This is a genomic window from Cellulomonas dongxiuzhuiae (genome assembly GCF_018623035.1).
Classification (GTDB): Bacteria; Actinomycetota; Actinomycetes; order Actinomycetales; family Cellulomonadaceae; genus Cellulomonas; species Cellulomonas dongxiuzhuiae.
This window is the reverse complement of record NZ_CP076023.1, coordinates 3,268,358-3,287,861: the sequence shown is the minus strand read 5'-3', so window position 1 is coordinate 3,287,861 and position 19,504 is coordinate 3,268,358. Positions and strand designations below refer to the sequence as shown.

Sequence of the window (19,504 nt, the reverse complement as noted above, 5' to 3'; positions counted from 1 at the left end):
GCGCGCACGTGCGAGGGTGTTCCCGTCCGCCGCGGCGGACGTCGTCGTCGCCCCCTGTCACCGTCGCCTGGAGGTCGCACCCGTGCGCACCGTCGTTCCCGCCCAGCCCACCGGTCCGCTGCCCGACGCCTGGCGCGCGTGCGTCGGCACGGGCCGCATGAACCTCGCCCTGCGTTCCGACTACCGCGACTCCCTGACGCGCGTGCAGCAGGAGATCGGGTTCCGGCACATCCGCGGGCACGGCGTGCTGTCGGACGACATGGGCGTGCTGCGCACCGACGAGATCGACGGCCGCACGCACAGCCGGTACGCGTTCAGCTACGTCGACCAGGTCCACGACTTCTTCCTGTCGGTCGGCATCAAGCCCTTCCTCGAGCTCGGGTTCATGCCCTCGCAGCTCGCGTCGGGCGACCAGACGGTGTTCTGGTGGAAGGGCAACGTGACCCCGCCGCGCGACCACGGCGAGTGGGTCGCGCTCGTGCAGGCGTTCCTGCGCCACCAGATCGAGCGGTACGGGATCGACGAGGTCCGCCAGTGGCCGATCGAGGTGTGGAACGAGCCGAACCTCACGGTGTTCTGGAAGGACGCCGACCAGCCCGCCTACTTCCGTCTCTACGAGGAGACGGCGCGCGCGATCAAGGACGTCGACGCGAGCCTGCAGGTCGGCGGCCCGGCGATCTGCGGCGGCTCCGACGACGAGTGGTGGGCGCCGTTCACCGACTTCGTGACGAGCCGCGACGTGCCGATCGACTTCGTCAGCCGGCACGCGTACGCGTCCGGACCCGTGCAGCGGATCCCGTTCGGCGTCTACCAGACCCAGATGCCGCCGCAGGACCTGCTCGAGCAGTTCGACGCGCCGCGCCGCTACCTGCAGGGCACGCCCCTGGCGGGGCTGCCCGTGCACATCACCGAGTTCAACACCTCCTACCGCCCCGACAACCCGATCCACGACACCGCGTACAACGCGGCGTTCCTGGCCCCGGTGCTCGCGGGCGGTGGCGACATGGCGGCGTCGTTCTCCTACTGGACGTTCTGCGACGTCTTCGAGGAGGCCAACGTCCCGACGTCCTTCTTCCACGGCGGGTTCGGCATGCTCACGCACCGGCAGGTCGCCAAGCCGACGTACCACCTCTACGCCTTCATGGCCCGCATGGGCCGTGACGTGCTCGCGCGCGGTGAGGACCACCTCGTGTGCTCCGACCCCGACGGGCGCGTCACGGTGCTGGCCTGGCAGCCGGTGGGCGGCACCGACGGCGCCGACGCCGCCGAGCACCGCGTCGAGCTGTCGCTGCCCGTGCGCGGCGACGCGGCGTTCGTGCTCCGCGAGCGCGTCAACGAGCACGACGGCAACGCGTTCGCCGCGTGGCGCGAGATGGGCCGGCCGATGTCCCCGACGGCCCGCGAGCTGGACCTGCTGCACGCGTGCGCGCGACCGTCCGTGGAGCACGACGTCGCACGGACGGCCGGCGGCCGCGTCGAGCTCGACCTGACGCTCGCGCGCCACGAGGTGACGTTCGTCGAGCTGACGCCCGTCACGCCCGCGCACCACGAGGGCCTCGACGACCGTCGTCTGCTCGGTGCCGACGACGACCGGCTCGTCGCGCGCCACGAGCGCGGGCGGGCGTGATGGCCCGCCCCGGCGACCTGGACGAGGTGGGCGACGGCCCCCTGTCGCGGGGTGCCGCGGTCGTGCTGTGGGTGCTCGTCGTCTGCGGTCTGGTCGTGCTCACCGGGGGCGTGCCGCTGCTGCTCGTCCCGTTCCTGCGCGACGACGCCGCGAACGTGTGGATCGCGGCGCTGCTGGCACTGCCGATGGGTCCGGCCCTGGCGGCCGGGATGTTCGCGTGGCGGCGCTTCGTCGTCGAGCGGGACCTGAGCCCGGCGCGGCACTTCTGGCGGGGGTACCGGCTCAACGCGCTCGACGTGCTGCGGCTGTGGGTCCCGACGGTCGTGGCGCTGGCCGTCATCGGGTTCTCGCTCGCGCACCTCGACGCCGCAGGCGTGCCGGCGGGCTACGGCATCGCGCTCGTCGTCATCGCCGTGGCGGTGCTGCTGTGGGCGGTGGTGGCGCTCGCGCTGTCCTCCCACCTCAGCCTGCGCACGCGTGACGTCGCACGGCTGTCGGCCTACTACCTGGCAGCGAAGCCGCTGGTGACCCTGGGAGTCCTGTCCCTGCTGGTGCTCAGCTTCGGCATCGTGCTGTTCACGTCGGACTGGGTCCTCGTCATGGTGTCCGGGCTGCTGGCGTTCGCCGTCATGACGACCACCGAGCCGGTGGTCAAGGACGCGACCGCACGCTTCACCGCGGACCCGGCCGACGCGGCGGAGCCGTCCGACGCCGCCTGACCCGTCCGACCTGCTCGACCCCGTGAGGTGTGCCATGTCCCTGCCGGCGAGCGACCATCTCCGCTACGGCGGCGACTACAACCCCGAGCAGTGGCCCGTCGAGGTGTGGGACGAGGACCACGCGGCGTTCACGCTCGCGCACGTCACCACGCTCACCGTCGGCGTGTTCGCGTGGGCGCACACCGAGCCGCGCGAGGGCGCGTACGACTTCACGCGGCTCGACGCGATCGTGGGGCGGGCGCACGCCGAGGGCCGCGACGTCGTCCTGGCGACGCCGAGCGGTGCCATGCCGCCGTGGCTCGCGCGGGCGTACCCCGACACGTGCCGCGTAGACCTCGAGGGCCGGCGGCACGTGTACGGGCAGCGGCACAACCACTGCCCGTCGTCGCCGGACTTCCGCCGGCTGTCCGTGGCGATGGCGGGGCGGCTCGCCGAGCGGTACGGCGACCACCCGGCCGTCGTCGCGTGGCACGTCGGCAACGAGTACGGCGGCGCGTGCTACTGCGACCTGTGCGCGGCAGGGTTCCGCGACTGGCTGCGGGCACGGTACGGGACGCTCGAGCGGCTCAACGCGGCGTGGAACACGCTGTTCTGGTCCCACGTCTTCGGCGACTGGGACGAGGTGGTGCCGCCGTCCATGCTCTCCGAGCACTGGCGTGGGCCGAACCACACGGCGTTCCAGGGCATCACGCTCGACTACCGCCGGTACATGAGCGACCGCCTGCGCGAGGGCTTCGTCGCCGAGAAGGCGGCGATCCGCGCGCACGTGCCGGACACGCCCGTGACGACGAACCTCATGGGCTTCTACCAGCCCGTCGACTACCACCGGTGGGCGGCCGACCTCGACTTCGTGTCGTGGGACAACTACCCGCCGCTGCCCGACGACCCGCTGCGCACGGCCGCCCGCATGGCGGCCACGCACGCCGCGATGCGCGGGCTCAAGGACGGCCGGCCGTTCTGGGTGATGGAGCAGACGCCGTCGACCACCGCGTCGCGCGACGTCAACCCGGTCAAGCGGCCCGGGGTGCTGGGCCTGTGGACGTGGCAGTCGGTCGCGCACGGCGCCGACGCGACCCTGTACTTCCAGATGCGGCAGTCGAAGGGCGCGTGCGAGAAGTACCACGGCGCGCTCATCGACCACTCGGGGCGCACGGACACCCGGGTGTTCCGTGAGGCGGCGGAGCTCGGGGCGGGGCTGGCGCGCACCGGAGCCGCGCTGCTCGGCGCGCGGACGCCCGCGCGCGTCGCGCTGCTGCTCGACTGGGACTCGTGGTGGGCGGTCGAGATGACCGACGGCTACAACCGGCACGTCTCGTACCTGCAGACGCTGCTGGCGTACCACCGGGCGCTGTGGTCGGCGAACGCCGAGGTGGACGTGGTCCCGGTGACCGCGGACCTGTCCGGGTACGAGGTCGTGGTGGCACCCGTGCTGCACCTGCTGAAGGGTGACGTGGTCGCGCGGCTGACCGCGCACGTCGAGCGCGGCGGCACCCTGGTGACCACGTTCTACGGCGGGCGCGTCGACGAGGACGACAACGCGTACTGCGGGGTCCCGCCGCTGGACCCGCTGCTCGGCACGCGCGTCGAGGAGACGGACTCGGGGGTGCCGGGGGCCGTCAACCCCGTGACCCTGGTGCTCGACGGCGAGACGACCACGCACGACGCGACGCTCGTGTTCGAGCTGCTCGTGCCGGACGAGCGCACGCAGGTCGTCGGCACGTACGGTGCGGAGTTCTACGCGGGACGGGCAGCGGTCACGCGCGCCCGCCGTGGGGACGGTGCCGCGTGGCACGTGGCGACGGGGCTCGACGACGCGGGCGTCGCGCGGGTGCTGCGGCACGTGCTGGCCGGGCACGGCCTCGTCGGTCCCCATGCCGACGACGAGGGCGTGGAGGTGACCCGCCGCGTCGCACCCGACGGGACGACGTACGCGTTCGTGCTGCACCACGGGTCGGCGCCCGTGACGGTGACGTCGCAGGTTGCGGGGGAGGACCTGCTCACGGGGCGCGTGGTGGAGGTGGGCGCGCCGCTCACCCTGGGGTCGGCCGAGGTCCTGGTCCTGCGGACCTGACGGTCGGAGCGGGCGCGTCGGCGCGGAGTCCGGCGCGACTCCCGCGTCCGGACGCGGGGCGGCGTCGCCGTGGGATGTCCCGTGAATCCCGTCTGCGATACCATCACGGGATGACGATCCAGATCACCGTGCGCCTGGACGACGACCTCGTCCAGGCTGTCGACGCGCTCGTGGCCGAGGGACGCGCGCGCAGCCGTGCGGCGGTCGTCGAGGTCGCCCTCGAGCGTCACCTCCGACGTGAGCTCGCGACGCGGGACGTCGAGATCCTGCGCGGAGACCCGTCCGGCACGGACCTCGACGCGCTCGCCGCATGGAGTCACCAGCTGCCCGCACCACGCGGGCTCGACTGATGCGGCCCATCCACGTCGCCGAGCTCGACAAGGCGCGACCGGTGCTCGTCCTCACGCGAGAGCTCGTGCGTCCCCACCTGTCGAGCGTCACGGTGGCGCCGATCACCACCACCGTGCGGGGGCTGTCCACCGAGGTGCCCCTCGGCCGCGCGAACGGGCTCGACCAGGACTGCGTCGTGAGCTGCGACAACGTCCAGACCGTGCCCGCGTCGGCGCTCGGACGGCAGATCGGCTACCTGCTGCCCGACCAGGAGGCCCGGCTCGCGCTGGCCATCGCCCTGGCCTTCGACCTGGAGCCGGAGTAGGAGAGGTGGCGTCACGGGCGTGGTGCCCGACAACCGCTGACACGCAGCCGAAGCGGGCAGGCCCGCGGCGACGACGTGCTCGGTCGTAGCCTGGGGCGACCCCCCGACGACGAGGAGCACCGCATGTCCGCGCTCGACCCGTACCGTGCCGCCGACGACCGGTACGCGACCATGACCTACCGCCGCACGGGACGCTCGGGGCTCGACCTGCCGGCGCTGTCGCTCGGGCTGTGGCACAACTTCGGGGACACCACGCCGTTCGCCACGCAGCGCGACGTCCTGCGCCGCGCAGTCGACCTCGGCATCACGCACCTCGACCTGGCGAACAACTACGGACCGCAGCCCGGCGCCGCGGAGGAGAACTTCGGCCGGCACCTCGCGGCGGACCTGCGCCCGTACCGCGACGAGCTCGTCATCTCCACCAAGGCGGGCTACGACATGTGGTCCGGGCCGTACCAGGACGGCGGGTCCCGCAAGTACCTGCTGGCGTCGCTCGACGCGTCCCTGCGGCGCATGGGCCTGGACTACGTCGACGTGTTCTACCACCACCGTCCGGACCCCTCGACGCCGATCGAGGAGACCATGGGCGCGCTGGCGCAGGCCGTGCGCAGCGGCAAGGCGCTGTACGTCGGGATCTCCAACTACTCGCCGTCGCAGACCCGTGAGGCGCACGCGGTGCTCGTCGAGATGGGCGTGCGGCTGCTCATCCACCAGCCCAGCTACTCGATGTTCAACCGGCACGTCGAGAACGTCGGCGCCGGGCAGCACGAGTCGCTGCTCGACGTGGTCGGCGAGCTGGGCCTCGGGACCATCGTGTTCTCGCCGCTGGCCCAGGGGCTGCTGACGGACAAGTACCTGGGCGGCCAGGCGCCGGCGGGATCGCGGGCGGCCGGGGCGAGCCCGTTCCTGTCGCAGGGTGCGATCTCGGAGTCGTACCTGGCCCGGGCCCGCGCGCTGAACGAGATCGCCGCGGGCCGCGGCCAGACGCTCGCGCAGCTCGCGCTGTCGTGGGTGCTGCGCGACGAGCGCGTCACGTCCGCGCTGGTCGGTGCCAGCTCGGTGGCGCAGCTGGAGGACAACGTCGCGGCGCTGTCGGCACCGCCGCTGACGGACGACGAGCTGGCGGCGATCGACGAGCACGCGATCGACGGCACCGGCCGCTGACGCCCGACCCGGCGACGCCCGACCCGCCGAGAGTGTGAAGCGTTGCTGCCGGAATCCGGCAGCAACGCTTCACACCTTCTCGTGCGCGCTCCGACGGCGCCCCGGCGGAGGGTGCGCTCAGTAGATCGGGCGGCCGCTCGCGTCGGGGACGCCGGACTTGCGGAAGAAGTACGAGCGGAGCTGGTCGCGCCACTCGGTGGCGGAGCGGACCTGCTCCGTCAGTCGCTCGGCGACGCGGGCGTGCAGCCGGTCGTCCACCAGTCCGTGCAGCGTCTGCCACGCGTCGACCCAGGACGTCACCACGTCGACGGCGTCGGCGCGCGAGTCGTAGATGTGCTGGACGACGCTCTTCCCGCTGTGCAGGACGTGGCCGTACGGCACGTGGTGGAAGAACAGCAGCAGCTCGTCGGGGCACGTGGCCAGGTCCTCGTACGTCTCGCGCCACGGTGACGGGTACTGCCCGGCGTAGCCGGTGCCCGTCGCGACGGTGCGGTCGACGCCGATGCCGTCGCGGTCCGCGAAGTGGTACGTGCCCCACTTCGAGTACTCGTACCCGTCGACGTTCGGGCCGTAGTGCTGACGCCCCGGGTCGACCATGAAACCGACGCCCAGCGGCGCGGTGTACGCCTCGTAGGTCAGCCACGAGTCGTCCATGAGCGTGTGCAGCGTCTCGCGCACGCGCGGGTCGGCGCCCGGGAACGTCAGGCCGATCCACTCGTCGAGCAGCGCGACCGGGTCCGCCTCCGGGTTCCAGGCGAGCCGCCCGTACGCGTACAGGTTGGCCTGCGCGAGCGGGTGGCCGGTCCAGAACTCGTCGTCCCCGACGTTGGACACGGCGGTGACGCCGCCGGCCGGCAGGAACCCGGTGTCGTCGTCGGACGCCGGGCCCGGCAGCCCCGAGACGATCCACGACACGGGCCGCGTCGCGTCGTCGGCGAGCGGGAACGTCAGCACCTGCGACCACAGCGGCCCCAGGTAGCACACGTGCTTCTGGTGGCCCGTGTACTCCTGCGTGACCTGGAGCTCGACGGCCAGTCGGGTCCGGGGCATCGCGGCCAGCACGGGCGAGATCGGCTCGCGGGTCTGGAAGTCGATGGGCCCGTACTTGACCTGCAGCACGACGTTGTCGTCGAACCGGCCGTCGAGCGGCGCGAAGTGGTCGTACGCGGCTCGCGCGCGGTCGGTGCGGCGGTCGCGCCAGTCCTGCTCGTGGTTGTAGACGAACGCACGCCAGAACACCGTGCCGCCGTGCGGGCGCAGCGCCCGGGCCAGCAGGTTCGCGCCGTCGGCGTGGTCCCGGCCGTACGCGAACGGGCCGGGCTGGCCCTCGGAGTCCGCCTTGACGACGAAGCCGCCGAAGTCGGGGATCGTCGCGTAGACGCGGTCCGCGGCGGCCGCCCACCACGCCTGCACGTCGGGGTCCGCCGGGTCCGACGTGGACAGCCCGCCGAGGACGACGGGCGACGCGAACGACACCGACAGGTACGTCCGCACACCGTGCGGCCGGAACACGTCGGCGACCCGCGCGACGTCGTCCAGACCGTCGGTGAGCAGGCGCGCCTCGGTGCGGTGGACGTTGACGTTGTTGATCGCCACCGCGTTGACGCCGATCGACCCGAGCAGCCGGGCGTACGCGGCGACCCGCGAGAGGTCCTCGCGCACGCGGCCGTCGGCGTAGAAGATCGAGCCGCCGGCATACCCGCGCTCGACCTGGCCCATCACGGGGTGGACGTCGATGTTGTCCCAGTGGTCGAGCATGCGGACCGGTGCGACCGGGAGGTCGGTGACGTCGATGTCGCAGTCCCCGAACGCCGTCTCGCCGAGCCTCATCACGTCATGCAGGCCGTAGAGCAGGCCCGCCGCGGCGCCGGCGACGACCACGGTGGTGCCTGCGGCCCGCACCCGCACGAACATGTCCGGGCTGAAGTCCGCCACCCCACCGGTGGCGACGAGCGCGCCGTCGGTGGCCGCGGCGACCAGCGGGTCGTTCGGGTGCGGCGGCTGCTCGGCGAGCGCCGGCGGCGGCACCTGCCGGGCCGCCCCGCTGCCGCGGGTGTGGGCGCGTGACGCCACGACCAGCACGAGGTCGTGCGACCGGACGGACGCGGCGTCGGGCAGCGCCTCACCGGGCGCGAGGACCGTGAGCGACCCGCCGTGCGTGGCGGTCGCCCGCCGCACCTCGTCGACGACGGTCGCGCCGACCGGGCCCGCGTCGGGGCCGACGGCCACGAGCACGCGTCGGGAACCGAGCGGTGCGAACGCGGCGTCGGGCAGCCACGCAGGATGGACGTGGGTGGAGGTCGAGGCGCTCACCAGTCGTGCACCGTGCCGTCCTTGAGCCGGTTGAACGGCAGGTACGCCGCCTGGTACGGGTGCCGCGAGGCCGCGTCGTCGTCGTAGGTGACGCCGAGGCCGGGCTCGTGGCCCGGGTGCAGGTGGCCGTCGGCGAACGTGAACGACGTGCGGAACACCTCGTCCGTCGTCGCGGAGTGCTTCATGTACTCCTGGATCCCGAAGTTGTGGATCGCGAGGTCCAGGTGCAGCGCGGCGGCCATGCCGACGGGCGAGATGTCGGTCGGCCCGTGGATCCCGGACTTGATCTGGTACTGCGCGGCGTAGTCCAGGATCCGTCGCAGCGCGGTGATGCCGCCCGTGTGGGTGACGGCCGAGCGGACGTAGTCGATGAGCTGCTCGCGGATGAGCGTCTGGTAGTCCCACACGGTGTTGAAGACCTCGCCGATCGCCAGCGGCGTGGTCGTGTGCTGGCGCACGAGGCGCAGCGCGTCCTGGTTCTCGGCCGGCGTGCAGTCCTCGAGCCAGAACAGGTCGTACGGCTCGAGGTCCTTGCCCAGGCGCGCGGCCTGGATGGGTGTCATGCGGTGGTGGCCGTCGTGCAGCAGCGGCAGCTCGGGGCCGAACTCGTTGCGCACGGCCTCGAAGACGCGGGGGATGTGCCGCAGGTAGGCGCGCGTGTCCCAGTCCTCCTCGGCCGGCAGGGGCGCGCGCTGGGCGGGCTCGTAGTCGTAGCGCCCGGACGACGACGGCTGGGCGGCGACGCCGTACACGGCCGTGATCCCGGGCACCGCGGTCTGCACGCGGATGGAGCGGAAGCCCTCGTCGAGGTGCTGACGGATCGAGTCCAGCAGCTCGGGGACGTCACGGCCCGACGCGTGCCCGTACGCCATGATCCCGCGGCGCGAGGCGCCGCCGAGCAGCTGGTACAGCGGCATGCCGGCGAGCTTGGCCTTGATGTCCCACAGCGCGACGTCGACCGCCGCGATCGCGGCCATCGTCACGGGCCCGCGCCGCCAGTAGGCGCTGCGGTAGAGGAACTGCCACGTGTCCTCAATGGTGTGCGCGTCCCTGCCGATGAGCAGAGGGACGACGTGGTCGGTGAGGTAGCTGGCGACGGACAGCTCGCGTCCGTTGAGGGTGGCGTCGCCCAGACCCTCCACACCGTCCTGCGTGACGATGCGTAACGTGACGAAGTTGCGACCAGGGCTGGAGACCAGTACCTCGGCAGTGCGGATGGCGGTGCCGGACATCGTGACATGCTCCTTCCGCCCGGTCGCGTCGTCGCGAGAGGGCACTGGTGAGACTAGGCAGGAACACGCTAGGCTGGCAATCGTTTGCCAGCAAGAACTGCTCTGCGCACCGTCGCGCGGGGTGTGACGAGCCGACCGGGAGGGTGCATGGCCGTCAGGCGGCAGCCCACGTTGCGTGACGTCGCTGCGGCGGCAGGAGTCGCGGTGTCGACCGCCTCGCGCGCGCTCACCAGGCCGGGTCGGGTCAACGCCAACACAGCCGACCGCGTCGTCGCGGTCGCCAAGGAGCTCGGGTACATCCCCAGCGCCTCCGCCCGCGCGCTGCTCTCCGGACGCACCGCGACCGTCGCGCTCGTGCTCCCCGACGTCACCAACCCGTTCTTCTTCGGGCTGGTCCGCGGCACCGGCGCCCGGCTGCGCGAGTCGGGGTACGTGCAGGTCCTGGCGGACACCGAGGAGTCCGCCGAGGTCGAGCTCGACACGCTGCGCAAGCTGCGCGGGCAGGTCGACGGCGCCGTGCTCGCCGCCTCGCGCCTGTCCGACGAGCAGATCGGGGCGGCCGCGGCCGACCTCGCGCTCGTCGTCGTCAACCGCACCATCCCCGGGACCCCGGGAGTGCTGCTCGACACGGCCGGCGGCATGGTGCAGGCGCTCGAGCACCTCGCGTCGTCGGGGCACACGCGGGTCGCCTACGCGTCGGGACCCGCGACGTCCTGGTCGGACCGTCGACGCCGTGAGGCGCTCGAGCCGGCCGCCGTGCGCCTCGGCGTCGAGCTCGTGGTGCTCGGTCCCTACGCGCCGCTCCGCGCGTCCGGCGCGCAGGCCGCCGACGCGGCGACCGACGCCGGCGTCACCGCCGTGATCGCGTTCAACGACCTCCTGGCGTTCGGCGTCCTGGAGCGGCTCGACGCCCGCGGCATCGCCGTGCCCGAGCGCATGAGCGTGATCGGCTGCGACGACATCTTCGGTGCCGACCTCGTCCGCCCCGCCCTGACGACCGTGGCGTCGCCCGTGGAGCAGGCGGGCCGCATGGCCGCGGACCTGCTGCTCGCGCGGCTCGAGGGAGGCAGGTCGGGCGACGAGGACGGCGACGGGTTCGACGAACCGGCCGTCTCCGCGCGCGACGCGGCCTTCCCGGTGATGCTGCCCACCCGCCTGATCGTCCGGTCGTCGACGGGCGCGGCGGGCTGACAGTCGTCGCCTCAGCCCTCCGGGAGCGTGCCCAGCGTCGCGAGGACGCCCTCGGCGTAGCGGTCGAGCTTGGCCGCACCGATCCCGCTGATCGTCCCCAGCTCGGCGCGTGACGTCGGCCGTCGCGTGACGATCTCGCGCAGCGTCGCGTCGTGGAACACGACGTACGCCGGCACGCCCTGCTCCTTGGCCGCAGCCGCACGCCAGGCACGCAGCGCCTCGAACGCCCCGGCGTCGGCGCCGGTCAGGTCCGCGGCCGCCGCGGCCTTGCCCGACCCGCGGCGCTCGCGCGGCGCGCGGGCGGTGCGCGCGGCCTCGCGGCGCAGCCGGACCTCGCGCTCGCCGCGCAGCACGTCGGCCGACGCGGGCAGCAACCGGATGGTGCCGTACCCCTCGGTGTCGACGGCCAGCAGCTCGGCCGCGAGCAGCTGGCGCACCACGCCGCGCCACTCGCCGTCCGACAGGTCCTGCCCGATCCCGAACGTCGAGAGCGCCTCGTGCCCGAGCTGCTGCACGCGCGGCGTCACCTTGCCGCGCAGGATGTCGACGAGGTGCCCGACGCCGTAGCGCTGCCCGCGCTGGTCGAGCCGGACCACGGTCGACAGCAGCTTCTGCGCGGGGACGGTGCCGTCCCACGACTCCGGCGGCTCGAGGCAGGTGTCGCAGTTGCCGCACGGCCCACCGGACTCCTGGCCGAAGTACGCGAGCAGCTGGGTGCGGCGGCAGTCAACCGTCTCGCACAGCGCGAGCATCGCGTCGAGGTGCTGCGTCAGGCGCCGCTTGTGCGCGGCGTCGCCCTCGGACGTGTCGATCATGCGGCGCTGCTGCACGACGTCGGCCAGCCCGTACGCGAGCCACGCCGTCGACGGCAGGCCGTCCCGCCCCGCGCGGCCCGTCTCCTGGTAGTACCCCTCCACGGACTTCGGCAGGTCGAGGTGCGCGACGAACCGCACGTCGGGCTTGTCGATGCCCATGCCGAACGCGATGGTCGCGACCATCACGACACCGTCGTCGCGCAGGAACCGCGACTGGTTCGCCGCCCGGACCCGGCGGTCGAGGCCCGCGTGGTAGGGCAGCGCGTCGATGCCCTCCTTGCGCAGCGCCGCGGCGGTCTGCTCGACCGACGCCCGCGACAGGCAGTACACGATGCCCGCGTCACCGTCGTGCTCGGTGCGCAGCAGGTGCAGCAGCTGGGCGCGCGGGTTGTCCTTGGGGACGATGCGGTAGCGGATGTTCGGCCGGTCGAAGCTCGCGACGAACTGCGCGGCGTCGGTGAGCTGCAGACGTTCGCAGATCTCGCGGTGGGTCGCGTGCGTCGCGGTCGCGGTCAGCGCGACGCGGGGCACGTCCGGCCAGCGCTCGTGCAGCAGCGACAGCGCGAGGTAGTCGGGCCGGAAGTCGTGCCCCCACTGCGACACGCAGTGGGCCTCGTCGATCGCGAAGAGCGCGACGTGCCCGCGGTCCAGCAGGTCGAGCGTCTCGGGGACGCGCAGCCGCTCGGGCGCGAGGTACAGCAGGTCCAGCTCGCCCGCGAGGAAGGCGTCCTCGACCGCGCGACGCTGCTGGCGCTCCTGCGTGGAGTTGAGGAACCCCGCCCGCACGCCCAGCGCGGACAGGGCGTCGACCTGGTCCTGCATGAGCGCGATGAGCGGCGAGACGACGACGCCCGTGCCCTCGCGGACCAGCGCGGGCACCTGGTAGCACAGGGACTTGCCGCCGCCGGTGGGCATGAGCACGACCGCGTCGCCGCCCGCGACGACCGTGTCGACGATCGCGGCCTGGTCGCCCCGGAACGCGTCGTAGCCCCACACGCGGTGCAGCACGTCGGCCGGGGTGCCGTGCGACGGCGCAGGTGTCCCCGCGGCCGTGCTGCGGGGGGCGTCGGGGTGCCGCGCCGTCGTCCGGCCCGGCGACGGGGCGCCGGACCACGGCTCGTCGGCCCAGGCCTCGGGCGGGGGTGCGTCGTCGGGCGGCGGTGCCTCGTCCCACCAGGGCTCGGCCGGCTCGTCGTCCCACGTCGGGACGTCGGCGACCGGCGCCTCGTCGGCGGAGGCCGTCGACCGTCGTCGACGGGCCTGCGGGAGGGCGGGGTCCGACTGCACCCGCCCACCCTACGAGCCCCCGGGGACACCGGGGGCCGCGCCGGCCCGCCCTGTGGACGCCGGGGGCCCGCTCAGCCCTCAGCGTGCTCCTCAGCCCTCGGCGGGCTCCTCGGTCCGCAGCGGCTCGGTGAACCGGGCCTGCAGCGCCGCACCGGCACCGTCGCTCAGCAGCGCACCGGCCGCGGCCTGGCCCCGGGCCCGCACCGAGTGCACCACCACCTTCTCGTCACCGGCGAGCAGCCCGTCGACCGCCTGCCGTGCGACGTCGGCGGGGTCGTCCTTGCCACCCTGCGCCACGCGCGTGTCCTGCATGTCCGCACGCTCGAAGAAGTCGGTGTCCGTCGGCCCCGGCAGCAGCGCGGTCACGCTCACCCCGGTGTCGCGCAGCTCGTACCGCAGCGCCTGGGCGAACGACAGGTCGAACGCCTTCGCCGCGGCGTACGTCGCGTAGTACGGGCCGGGCATCAGCGCGGCCACCGACGACGTCACGAGCACCCGGCCCGAGCCGCGCGCCACCATCGCGGGCAGCAGCGCGTGCGCGAGCCGGACGGGTGCGACGACGTCGAGCGCGATCGTGCGCAGGTGGTCCTCGAGCGCGACGTCGAGGAAGGCGCCGCCCGCGCCCACCCCCGCGTTGAGGACGAGGAGGTCCAGCGGTCGGCCGGTCCCCGTCACGTCCGCGACCAGCGCGTCGACGCCCGCCGGCTGCGTCAGGTCCGCGCGGACCGCGCGGACGGCCCGGCCGTGCTGCGTCAGTCCGTCGGCTGCGAGCGCCAGCTGGTCGTCGTCGGCCGTGACGACCAGGTCGTGGCCCAGCTCGGCCAGCCGGACGGCGATCTCGAGGCCGATGCCGCTCGACGCGCCCGTGACCAGTGCGAGCGGTGCGGGAACCAGAGCCGTCTCCATGCTCACCTCCGTGTCGACGTGGCCCTCCACGCTACGGGCGGCCGCGGGTGGCCGCACGGGCACGGCGGACCGCGCCGCACCCACCGCGCGACGCGGCGGCGGTCGCATCCGTAGGGTGGCGCCATGGGAATCGCACTGGTCACCGGCGCGAGCGCCGGCCTGGGTCTGGAGTTCGCCTGGCAGCTCGCCACGGCGCGGCACGACGTCGTCCTGGTGGCGCGCGACGAGGGACGGCTGACCCGTCTCGCGGGGCAGCTGGAGGCGGCCGCGGGCATCCACGCCGAGGTGCTGGCCGCCGACCTCACCGACCGGGCGGACGTCGAGCGCGTGGCTGAGCGCCTGCGCTCCGACGAGCGTCCCGTCGGCCTGCTCGTCAACAACGCCGGTCTCGGGCTCAACCAGCACTTCGTGTCGGGCGACCTCGCCGCCGAGGACCGCGCGCTCGAGCTCATGGTCCGCACGGTGATGGCGCTCTCGCACGCAGCGGCCGGGGCGATGGTGCGGCGCGAGCGCGGCGCGATCCTCAACGTCGGCTCCGTCGCCGGGCTCATCGCGTCGGGCACGTACTCGGCGCACAAGGCGTGGGTGCGGGTCTTCACGGAGGCGCTCGCGGTCGAGCTCAAGGGCACGGGCGTCACCGCGACGGTCGTCGCACCGGGGTTCACGCGCACCGAGTTCCACGAGCGCGGCCGCATCGACACCGCGCACTACCCGGCCATCGGCTGGCTCGACGCCGAGGACGTGGTCGCCGCGGCGCTCGCGGACGTCCGCCGCGGTGTCGTGCTCTCGACGCCGAGCCTGCGGTACAAGGCGGCCTCGGCGCTCCTGCGGCTCGCGCCGCGGTCCGCCGTGCGCACGTTCGGCGGCTACCGCCGGGCGCTGCTCGACGAGGCGCTCGAGGCGCCGGCCCCCGACGCCTGAGCCGGTCCGAGCCGGCGGCTGCGTCCGGTTCATCCCCTTCGGGGGTCCTGCGGGGGTAGCGTGCGGACCTCACCGTCGTCCTCCGGAGGATCCCGTATGCGCCTGCCCACCCGTCCCGCCCTGCGTCGGGCACTGGTCGCGCTCGTCGCCGTCGGCGCGGTCGCGCTCACGTCGGCCTGCACCGGCGACGCCGACGAGCCGACGACGACGAGCGGGCAGCCCGCGGGGAGTGGCGAGGGCGGGCAGGTCCCGCCGGTCGACGACGTCGCGACCCAGGTGATCGCCGAGCAGACCGTCGACACACCGGTCGGCGCCGACTCCGCGGGCGGCGAGCTGACGCTCACGCTGCGTGACGTCCGCGTCGACGCGGGCGTCCTGACCGTGCGCTGGGCGCTGCGCTGGGACGCGCCCGACCGGGACGACGACGACAGCATGAGCCTCTACGACCTCGGGCTCGCACCCGCGCCGCTCGTCACCGACACCACGCACCTGCAGGCGTTCCGGCCGCTGTGCGTCAAGGGTGACTGGAACGGCGGCGCGCCGGAGCGCATGGAGTGCCAGGACACGATGCTCGCCTCGCCGGTGGACCGCGTCGGTACCAAGCTGCGGAACCACTCGACGCTGGAGGGCTGGGCGGCGCTGCCCGCGCCGGAGAACGCGGGCGGCTCGCTCGACGTGCTCGTCGCCGAGGGGCTGCCGGTGTTCACGGGCGTGACGGCACGGCAGGGCGCGTGACGGCCCGCGCCGCGGGGCGGGGCCCGCGCCGTGGGCGCCTCGCGCTCGCGCTCGCCGCGGCCGTGCCCCTGGTCCTCGGCGGCACGGGCGGGACCACGTCGGCGGCCACGTCCTCCGCGGGGGAGCCGCCGTGGGCGGAGCTCGCACGCACGCCGGTGACGCCCGACATGGTCCAGCGCGCGACGCTGCGTCCGACGGGCGGGCCGCTGGCCCTGGTCGGCGGGCCGCTCGCGCTCGTGCGCGAGAAGTCGGTGCGTGAGCTCGCGCGCGAGGCGCAGGGCGTCACGACCCTGACGTCGGACCTGCTGTTCGGCTTCGACAGCGCCGCGCTCGCCCCGGGCGCGGACGCCGCGCTCGGCGAGCTCGCGTCCGCGCTGCCCCAGGGCGCCGCGGTCGCGGTCGACGGCCACACCGACGGGCTCGGTGGCGACGACGTCAACGTGCCGCTCTCGCAGGCGCGCGCCCAGGCCGTCGCCGGTGCGCTCGCGGCCGCTCGCCCCGACCTCGTGCTCGTCGTCACCGGGCACGGCAGCGCGCAGCCGGTCGCCGAGGAGCAGGCCGACGGGCGCGACGACCCGACCGGCCGCGCTCTCAACCGCCGGGTCGAGGTGCGCGTCACGGGGTGAGGGACGGGTGCGTCGGGGGACCCGGACGGCGGGCGTCGGCGGCCGGGCGGGCCGGTAATCTCGGGCCGTGACCGACGCCCCCGCCGCAACGCCCCGCGACCAGCTCATCGCCCTCGTCCGTGACCTCGCCGTGGTGCACGGCCGGGTGACGCTCTCGTCCGGCAAGGAGGCCGACTACTACGTCGACCTGCGCCGGGCGACGCTCCACCACCGCGCCGCGCCGCTCATCGGGCACCTCCTGCTCGACCTGCTCGAGGAGGCCGGCCTCGGCACCGCGGAGATCGACGCGGTCGGTGGGCTCACCCTCGGGGCCGACCCCGTCGCCACGGCGCTGCTGCACGCCGCCGCGTCGCGCGGGCAGGACCTCGACGCGTTCGTGGTGCGCAAGGCGGGCAAGGCCCACGGCCTGCAGCGCCGCATCGAGGGACCCGACGTCGCCGGTCGTCGCGTCGTCGTCGTCGAGGACACGTCGACCACGGGCGGGTCCGCCATCACCGCCGTGGAGGCCGTGCGCGAGGCCGGTGGCGAGGTCCTCGCCGTCGCGACGATCGTCGACCGCGCCACGGGCGCGCGCGAGGCCATCGAGGCGCTGGGGGTGTCGTACCACCACCTGCTCGACCTGACCGACCTGGGCCTGGCATGATCCCGACCCCGCCGCGGGTGCCCGGACCACCGGGCCCCGCGGCGGGCGGGACGACGCCGCGGCGAGGGCGCCGGGCGGTGCTCTCCGGCATCGTCGCCCTGTGGACCCTCGGCATCGGCTACGTCGTCCTGACGCGGATGAGCCTCGGTGCCTCCGAGGTCGTCCTGTTCGTGGTGGCGGCGCTCGTCGGGCCGGTCGTCGCGTGGCTCGCCCACCGGTGGCAGCGCCGTCGTCACGACCGGCTCGCGGCGTGGGCGGGCCTCAACGGCTGGGAGTACGCGCGGTCCGACGGGGAGCTCGAGCGCATCCAGACCGGGGTGCCGTTCAGCTCCGGCGACTCCCATGCGGCGATCGAGGTGATGCGGCGCGACTGGCAGGGCCGCCCGGCCGTCTCGTTCACGTACCGGTGGGTCACCGGCGCGGGCAAGAACCGGAGCACGTCGTACGCGCACGTCGTCGCCCTGCGCCTGCCGGCGTACCTCCCGAGGCTCGAGGTGACCGCCGAGGGCGTCGGAGCCCGGCTCGCCAAGCTCGCCGGCGGCAAGGACCTGCAGCTCGAGCTCGAGGCCTTCAACCGGGAGTACCGCGTCGTGGCGTCCGACGTGCGGACCGCGCACGCCGTCCTGCACCCCCGGCTGCTGGAGCGGCTGCTGCGGCCCGACGCGCTGGGCCGACCGTGGCGCATCGAGGGCACGTGGCTGGTGACGTGGGACGACGGGCGCACCGACGTCGACCGCGTCGCCGCAGGCCTGATGCTGCTCAACGCGGTCGCCGACGCCGTGCCCCGCCACGTGTGGCAGGACCACGGCCACGACCCGGCCGGTACGCTCGGGGCACCTCGCACCCCCTAGGAGTCCCCGTGAACGGCACCATCGTCGCCGTCGTCGTCATCGCCGTCGTCGTCATCCTCCTGCTGTGGGCCGTCGCGCTGTACAACGGGTTCGTCCGGCTGCGCAACCTCGTGCAGGAGTCGTGGCGGCAGATCGACGTCGAGCTGCACCGCCGGCACGACCTGATCCCCAACCTCGTCGAGACCGTCAAGGGGTACGCGGCGCACGAGCGCGGCGTGTTCGACGAGGTCACGCGGGCCCGCGCGGCCGCCGCCGGGCCGACGGCCGGGCCCGCCGAGCAGGCGGCGCAGGAGAACGCGCTGAACTCGGCGCTGGGCAGGCTGCTCGCGGTGGCCGAGAACTACCCGGTGCTGCGCGCGAGCGAGAACTTCCAGCAGCTGCAGGCCGAGCTCGCCAACACCGAGGACCGCATCGCCGCGGGCCGCCGGTTCTACAACGCGAACGTCCGCGAGCTCAACACCAAGGTGGAGTCGTTCCCGGCCAACGTGATCGCGCGGATGTTCGGGTTCACGCGCGCCGAGTACTTCGAGGTGGACGACCCGCAGATCCGGCAGGCGCCCGCCGTCGGCTTCTGACGGCACCGACGAGGCCCGCCTCCCCGCTGCGTGCGGGCAGGCGGGCCTCGTCGCGCCGGTCAGTGCGAGAACGTCGCGATGTGCTGGGCCGTCGGAGGGACGTGGCGCTCGGGGGCGATCAGCGACGGCAGGCGGTGCAGCAGCGGGTCGACGAGGCCGCGGCGGGGGTCGAGCACGTGCGCGTGCTCGAGGCGTGCGAGCAGCCGGCCGACCTCGGCGGTCGACAGCCCGAGCAGGCGCGCGAGCGGCTCGGGCTCGACGAAGCGGTCCGTCGTCGCGCAGACGCCCGACAGCAGCAGGTCGAGGGGGCAGCCGTCCACGCCGCGGCAGACGTCCCGGTGCAGGCCGGCGGCGAGCGAGGCCACGAGCTCGGGGCTCACGTCGCCCAGGTCGCGGTGCTCCGCGACCGCGCGCGGCAGGCCGCCGTGGCGCAGGTACGCGGCCCGCACGTCACCCACGGCGGCCGTCGGGCACGCACCGAGCAGCTCGGACAGGCTCGCGGGCTGCAGGCGGCGCACCGTCAGGCTGCCGGCGGGGCACGCGGCCTCCAGCTCGGCCAGGTCGGCGGGGTCGAGGACCGACGTGGTCGCGACCACCTGGTCGCCGCGTCGCGCCGCGTCGGCGAGCACGCGCGGCCACCCGGCGACCGCCCCCACCTCGTCGACGACCAGCACGCGCGGCCCGTCGCACGCCGGTGCACCCGTCCGCGTGGGGGTGCGCACGGCCGTCGCGAGATCGGCCGGTTCGAGGTCGTCGAGCGTCCCGGTGGCGTCGGTCAGCTGCGCGGGGATCAGCACGACGCGCCGCGGGTCGGTCGCGGGATCCGCCACGAGGTGGGCCACGACGTCCTTGACCGCCGTCGTCTTGCCGACGCCGCGCGGTCCGACCACGAGCGTCACGGTCGCGGGGCGCGGCCCGTCGGCGAGAGGGGCGAGCGCGGCCCGTGCACATGCCGTCGCGGGCGCCCACTCGTGCCGTGCGCGCGCGGCGAGGTCGTCGTCGTCGAGCACCCAGGTCGCGCGCCGGCGGCGCGACCACCAGGGGTTGGCCGCGCGGAGCACCCGGGCGAGCTCGCTGTTGCGCATGCTCCCAGGGTCTCCCGTGCCGCCGGAGCATCACCGGGACGTACGGCCCCGTCGCGCCGTTGGTCGGCGGCGACCCGCCCCCGGGCGT

Annotated in this window: 18 protein-coding genes; 13 read left to right on the top strand and 5 right to left on the bottom strand. The window is 74.3% G+C overall.

Features of this window, described 5'->3' with window-relative positions; translation table 11 throughout:
* Positions 1-82: 82 nt before the first annotated feature.
* The 6 genes from KKR89_RS14890 (at position 83) to KKR89_RS14865 (ending at position 6,236) form a co-directional block, all read left to right on the top strand.
* Entirely contained in the window at positions 83-1,627 is a 1,545-nt protein-coding gene (locus tag KKR89_RS14890) for a GH39 family glycosyl hydrolase (RefSeq protein ID WP_208196125.1), read from the top strand.
* Positions 1,627-2,346, top strand: coding sequence for a glycosyl transferase (locus KKR89_RS14885; protein WP_208196124.1), 720 nt, complete (start codon positions 1,627-1,629; stop codon positions 2,344-2,346). The genes KKR89_RS14890 and KKR89_RS14885 overlap by 1 nt, the downstream gene beginning before the upstream one ends.
* A 34-nt stretch (positions 2,347-2,380) precedes the next feature.
* A complete protein-coding gene (locus tag KKR89_RS14880; RefSeq protein WP_208196123.1) occupies positions 2,381-4,417 on the top strand; it encodes a beta-galactosidase in 2,037 nt (678 codons plus the stop codon).
* A 110-nt stretch (positions 4,418-4,527) separates the two neighbouring features.
* Entirely contained in the window at positions 4,528-4,767 is a 240-nt protein-coding gene (locus KKR89_RS14875; protein WP_208196122.1) for a ribbon-helix-helix domain-containing protein, read from the top strand.
* The gene (locus KKR89_RS14870) at positions 4,767-5,072 is read left to right on the top strand and encodes a type II toxin-antitoxin system PemK/MazF family toxin (protein ID WP_208196121.1); all 306 of its coding nucleotides are present in this window, start codon (positions 4,767-4,769) and stop codon (positions 5,070-5,072) included. Before KKR89_RS14875 ends, KKR89_RS14870 begins: the two co-directional genes overlap by 1 nt.
* Before the next feature lie 123 nt (positions 5,073-5,195).
* On the top strand, positions 5,196-6,236 hold the full coding sequence (locus tag KKR89_RS14865; protein WP_208196120.1) for an aldo/keto reductase: 1,041 nt from the start codon (positions 5,196-5,198) through the stop codon (positions 6,234-6,236).
* A 117-nt stretch (positions 6,237-6,353) separates the two neighbouring features.
* Here KKR89_RS14865 and KKR89_RS14860 read toward each other — a convergent pair whose 3' ends face one another.
* The gene (locus KKR89_RS14860) at positions 6,354-8,549 is read right to left on the bottom strand and encodes an alpha-glucuronidase (protein WP_208196119.1); all 2,196 of its coding nucleotides are present in this window, start codon (positions 8,547-8,549) and stop codon (positions 6,354-6,356) included.
* Entirely contained in the window at positions 8,546-9,781 is a 1,236-nt protein-coding gene (gene manD, locus KKR89_RS14855) for a D-mannonate dehydratase ManD (RefSeq protein ID WP_191782662.1), read from the bottom strand. Before manD ends, KKR89_RS14860 begins: the two co-directional genes overlap by 4 nt.
* Positions 9,782-9,928: 147 nt before the next feature.
* On the opposite strand from manD, the gene KKR89_RS14850 reads away from it, so the two are divergent.
* The gene (locus tag KKR89_RS14850; protein WP_208196118.1) at positions 9,929-10,972 is read left to right on the top strand and encodes a LacI family DNA-binding transcriptional regulator; all 1,044 of its coding nucleotides are present in this window, start codon (positions 9,929-9,931) and stop codon (positions 10,970-10,972) included.
* An 11-nt stretch (positions 10,973-10,983) separates the two neighbouring features.
* Here the strand turns inward: KKR89_RS14850 and recQ are convergent, their stop codons facing one another.
* Positions 10,984-13,074, bottom strand: a complete 2,091-nt coding sequence (recQ, locus tag KKR89_RS14845; protein WP_208196117.1) for a DNA helicase RecQ — start codon at positions 13,072-13,074, stop codon at positions 10,984-10,986.
* 90 nt (positions 13,075-13,164) lie between these two features.
* A complete protein-coding gene (locus tag KKR89_RS14840; RefSeq protein WP_208196116.1) occupies positions 13,165-13,980 on the bottom strand; it encodes an SDR family NAD(P)-dependent oxidoreductase in 816 nt (271 codons plus the stop codon).
* A 123-nt stretch (positions 13,981-14,103) separates the two neighbouring features.
* On the opposite strand from KKR89_RS14840, the gene KKR89_RS14835 reads away from it, so the two are divergent.
* From KKR89_RS14835 to KKR89_RS14810, 6 genes are all read left to right on the top strand, one after another.
* Positions 14,104-14,901: an SDR family NAD(P)-dependent oxidoreductase gene (locus KKR89_RS14835; RefSeq protein WP_208196115.1), complete on the top strand. Its 798-nt coding sequence runs from the start codon at positions 14,104-14,106 to the stop codon at positions 14,899-14,901.
* Positions 14,902-14,997: 96 nt separating this feature from the next.
* The gene (locus KKR89_RS14830) at positions 14,998-15,636 is read left to right on the top strand and encodes a hypothetical protein (protein WP_208196114.1); all 639 of its coding nucleotides are present in this window, start codon (positions 14,998-15,000) and stop codon (positions 15,634-15,636) included.
* Positions 15,633-16,262, top strand: coding sequence for an OmpA family protein (locus tag KKR89_RS14825; RefSeq protein ID WP_208196113.1), 630 nt, complete (start codon positions 15,633-15,635; stop codon positions 16,260-16,262). Before KKR89_RS14830 ends, KKR89_RS14825 begins: the two co-directional genes overlap by 4 nt.
* Before the next feature lie 67 nt (positions 16,263-16,329).
* Positions 16,330-16,905, top strand: coding sequence for an orotate phosphoribosyltransferase (gene pyrE / locus KKR89_RS14820; RefSeq protein ID WP_208196112.1), 576 nt, complete (start codon positions 16,330-16,332; stop codon positions 16,903-16,905).
* Positions 16,906-16,982: 77 nt separating this feature from the next.
* Positions 16,983-17,756 (top strand): type III secretion system chaperone family protein, encoded by a 774-nt coding sequence (locus tag KKR89_RS14815; protein ID WP_208196111.1) that lies wholly within the window; start codon positions 16,983-16,985, stop codon positions 17,754-17,756.
* Positions 17,757-17,764: 8 nt separating this feature from the next.
* Positions 17,765-18,331: a LemA family protein gene (locus KKR89_RS14810; protein ID WP_208196110.1), complete on the top strand. Its 567-nt coding sequence runs from the start codon at positions 17,765-17,767 to the stop codon at positions 18,329-18,331.
* Between the two features lie 59 nt (positions 18,332-18,390).
* On the opposite strand, the gene KKR89_RS14805 is transcribed toward KKR89_RS14810, so the two are convergent.
* Positions 18,391-19,416, bottom strand: coding sequence for an AAA family ATPase (locus KKR89_RS14805; protein WP_208196109.1), 1,026 nt, complete (start codon positions 19,414-19,416; stop codon positions 18,391-18,393).
* Positions 19,417-19,504: the final 88 nt, after the last annotated feature.

Excerpts from the sequence above, each read along its gene's own strand:
- KKR89_RS14885 (WP_208196124.1), top strand. The coding sequence starts at position 1,627 with ATGGCCCGCCCCGGCGACCTGGACGAGGTGGGCGACGGCCCCCTGTCG.
- KKR89_RS14880 (WP_208196123.1), top strand. The coding sequence starts at position 2,381 with ATGTCCCTGCCGGCGAGCGACCATCTCCGCTACGGCGGCGACTACAAC.
- KKR89_RS14875 (WP_208196122.1), top strand. The coding sequence starts at position 4,528 with ATGACGATCCAGATCACCGTGCGCCTGGACGACGACCTCGTCCAGGCT.
- KKR89_RS14870 (WP_208196121.1), top strand. The coding sequence starts at position 4,767 with ATGCGGCCCATCCACGTCGCCGAGCTCGACAAGGCGCGACCGGTGCTC.
- KKR89_RS14865 (WP_208196120.1), top strand. The coding sequence starts at position 5,196 with ATGTCCGCGCTCGACCCGTACCGTGCCGCCGACGACCGGTACGCGACC.
- manD (WP_191782662.1), bottom strand. The coding sequence starts at position 9,781 with ATGTCCGGCACCGCCATCCGCACTGCCGAGGTACTGGTCTCCAGCCCT.
- KKR89_RS14850 (WP_208196118.1), top strand. The coding sequence starts at position 9,929 with ATGGCCGTCAGGCGGCAGCCCACGTTGCGTGACGTCGCTGCGGCGGCA.
- KKR89_RS14840 (WP_208196116.1), bottom strand. The coding sequence starts at position 13,980 with ATGGAGACGGCTCTGGTTCCCGCACCGCTCGCACTGGTCACGGGCGCG.
- KKR89_RS14835 (WP_208196115.1), top strand. The coding sequence starts at position 14,104 with ATGGGAATCGCACTGGTCACCGGCGCGAGCGCCGGCCTGGGTCTGGAG.
- KKR89_RS14830 (WP_208196114.1), top strand. The coding sequence starts at position 14,998 with ATGCGCCTGCCCACCCGTCCCGCCCTGCGTCGGGCACTGGTCGCGCTC.
- KKR89_RS14805 (WP_208196109.1), bottom strand. The coding sequence starts at position 19,416 with ATGCGCAACAGCGAGCTCGCCCGGGTGCTCCGCGCGGCCAACCCCTGG.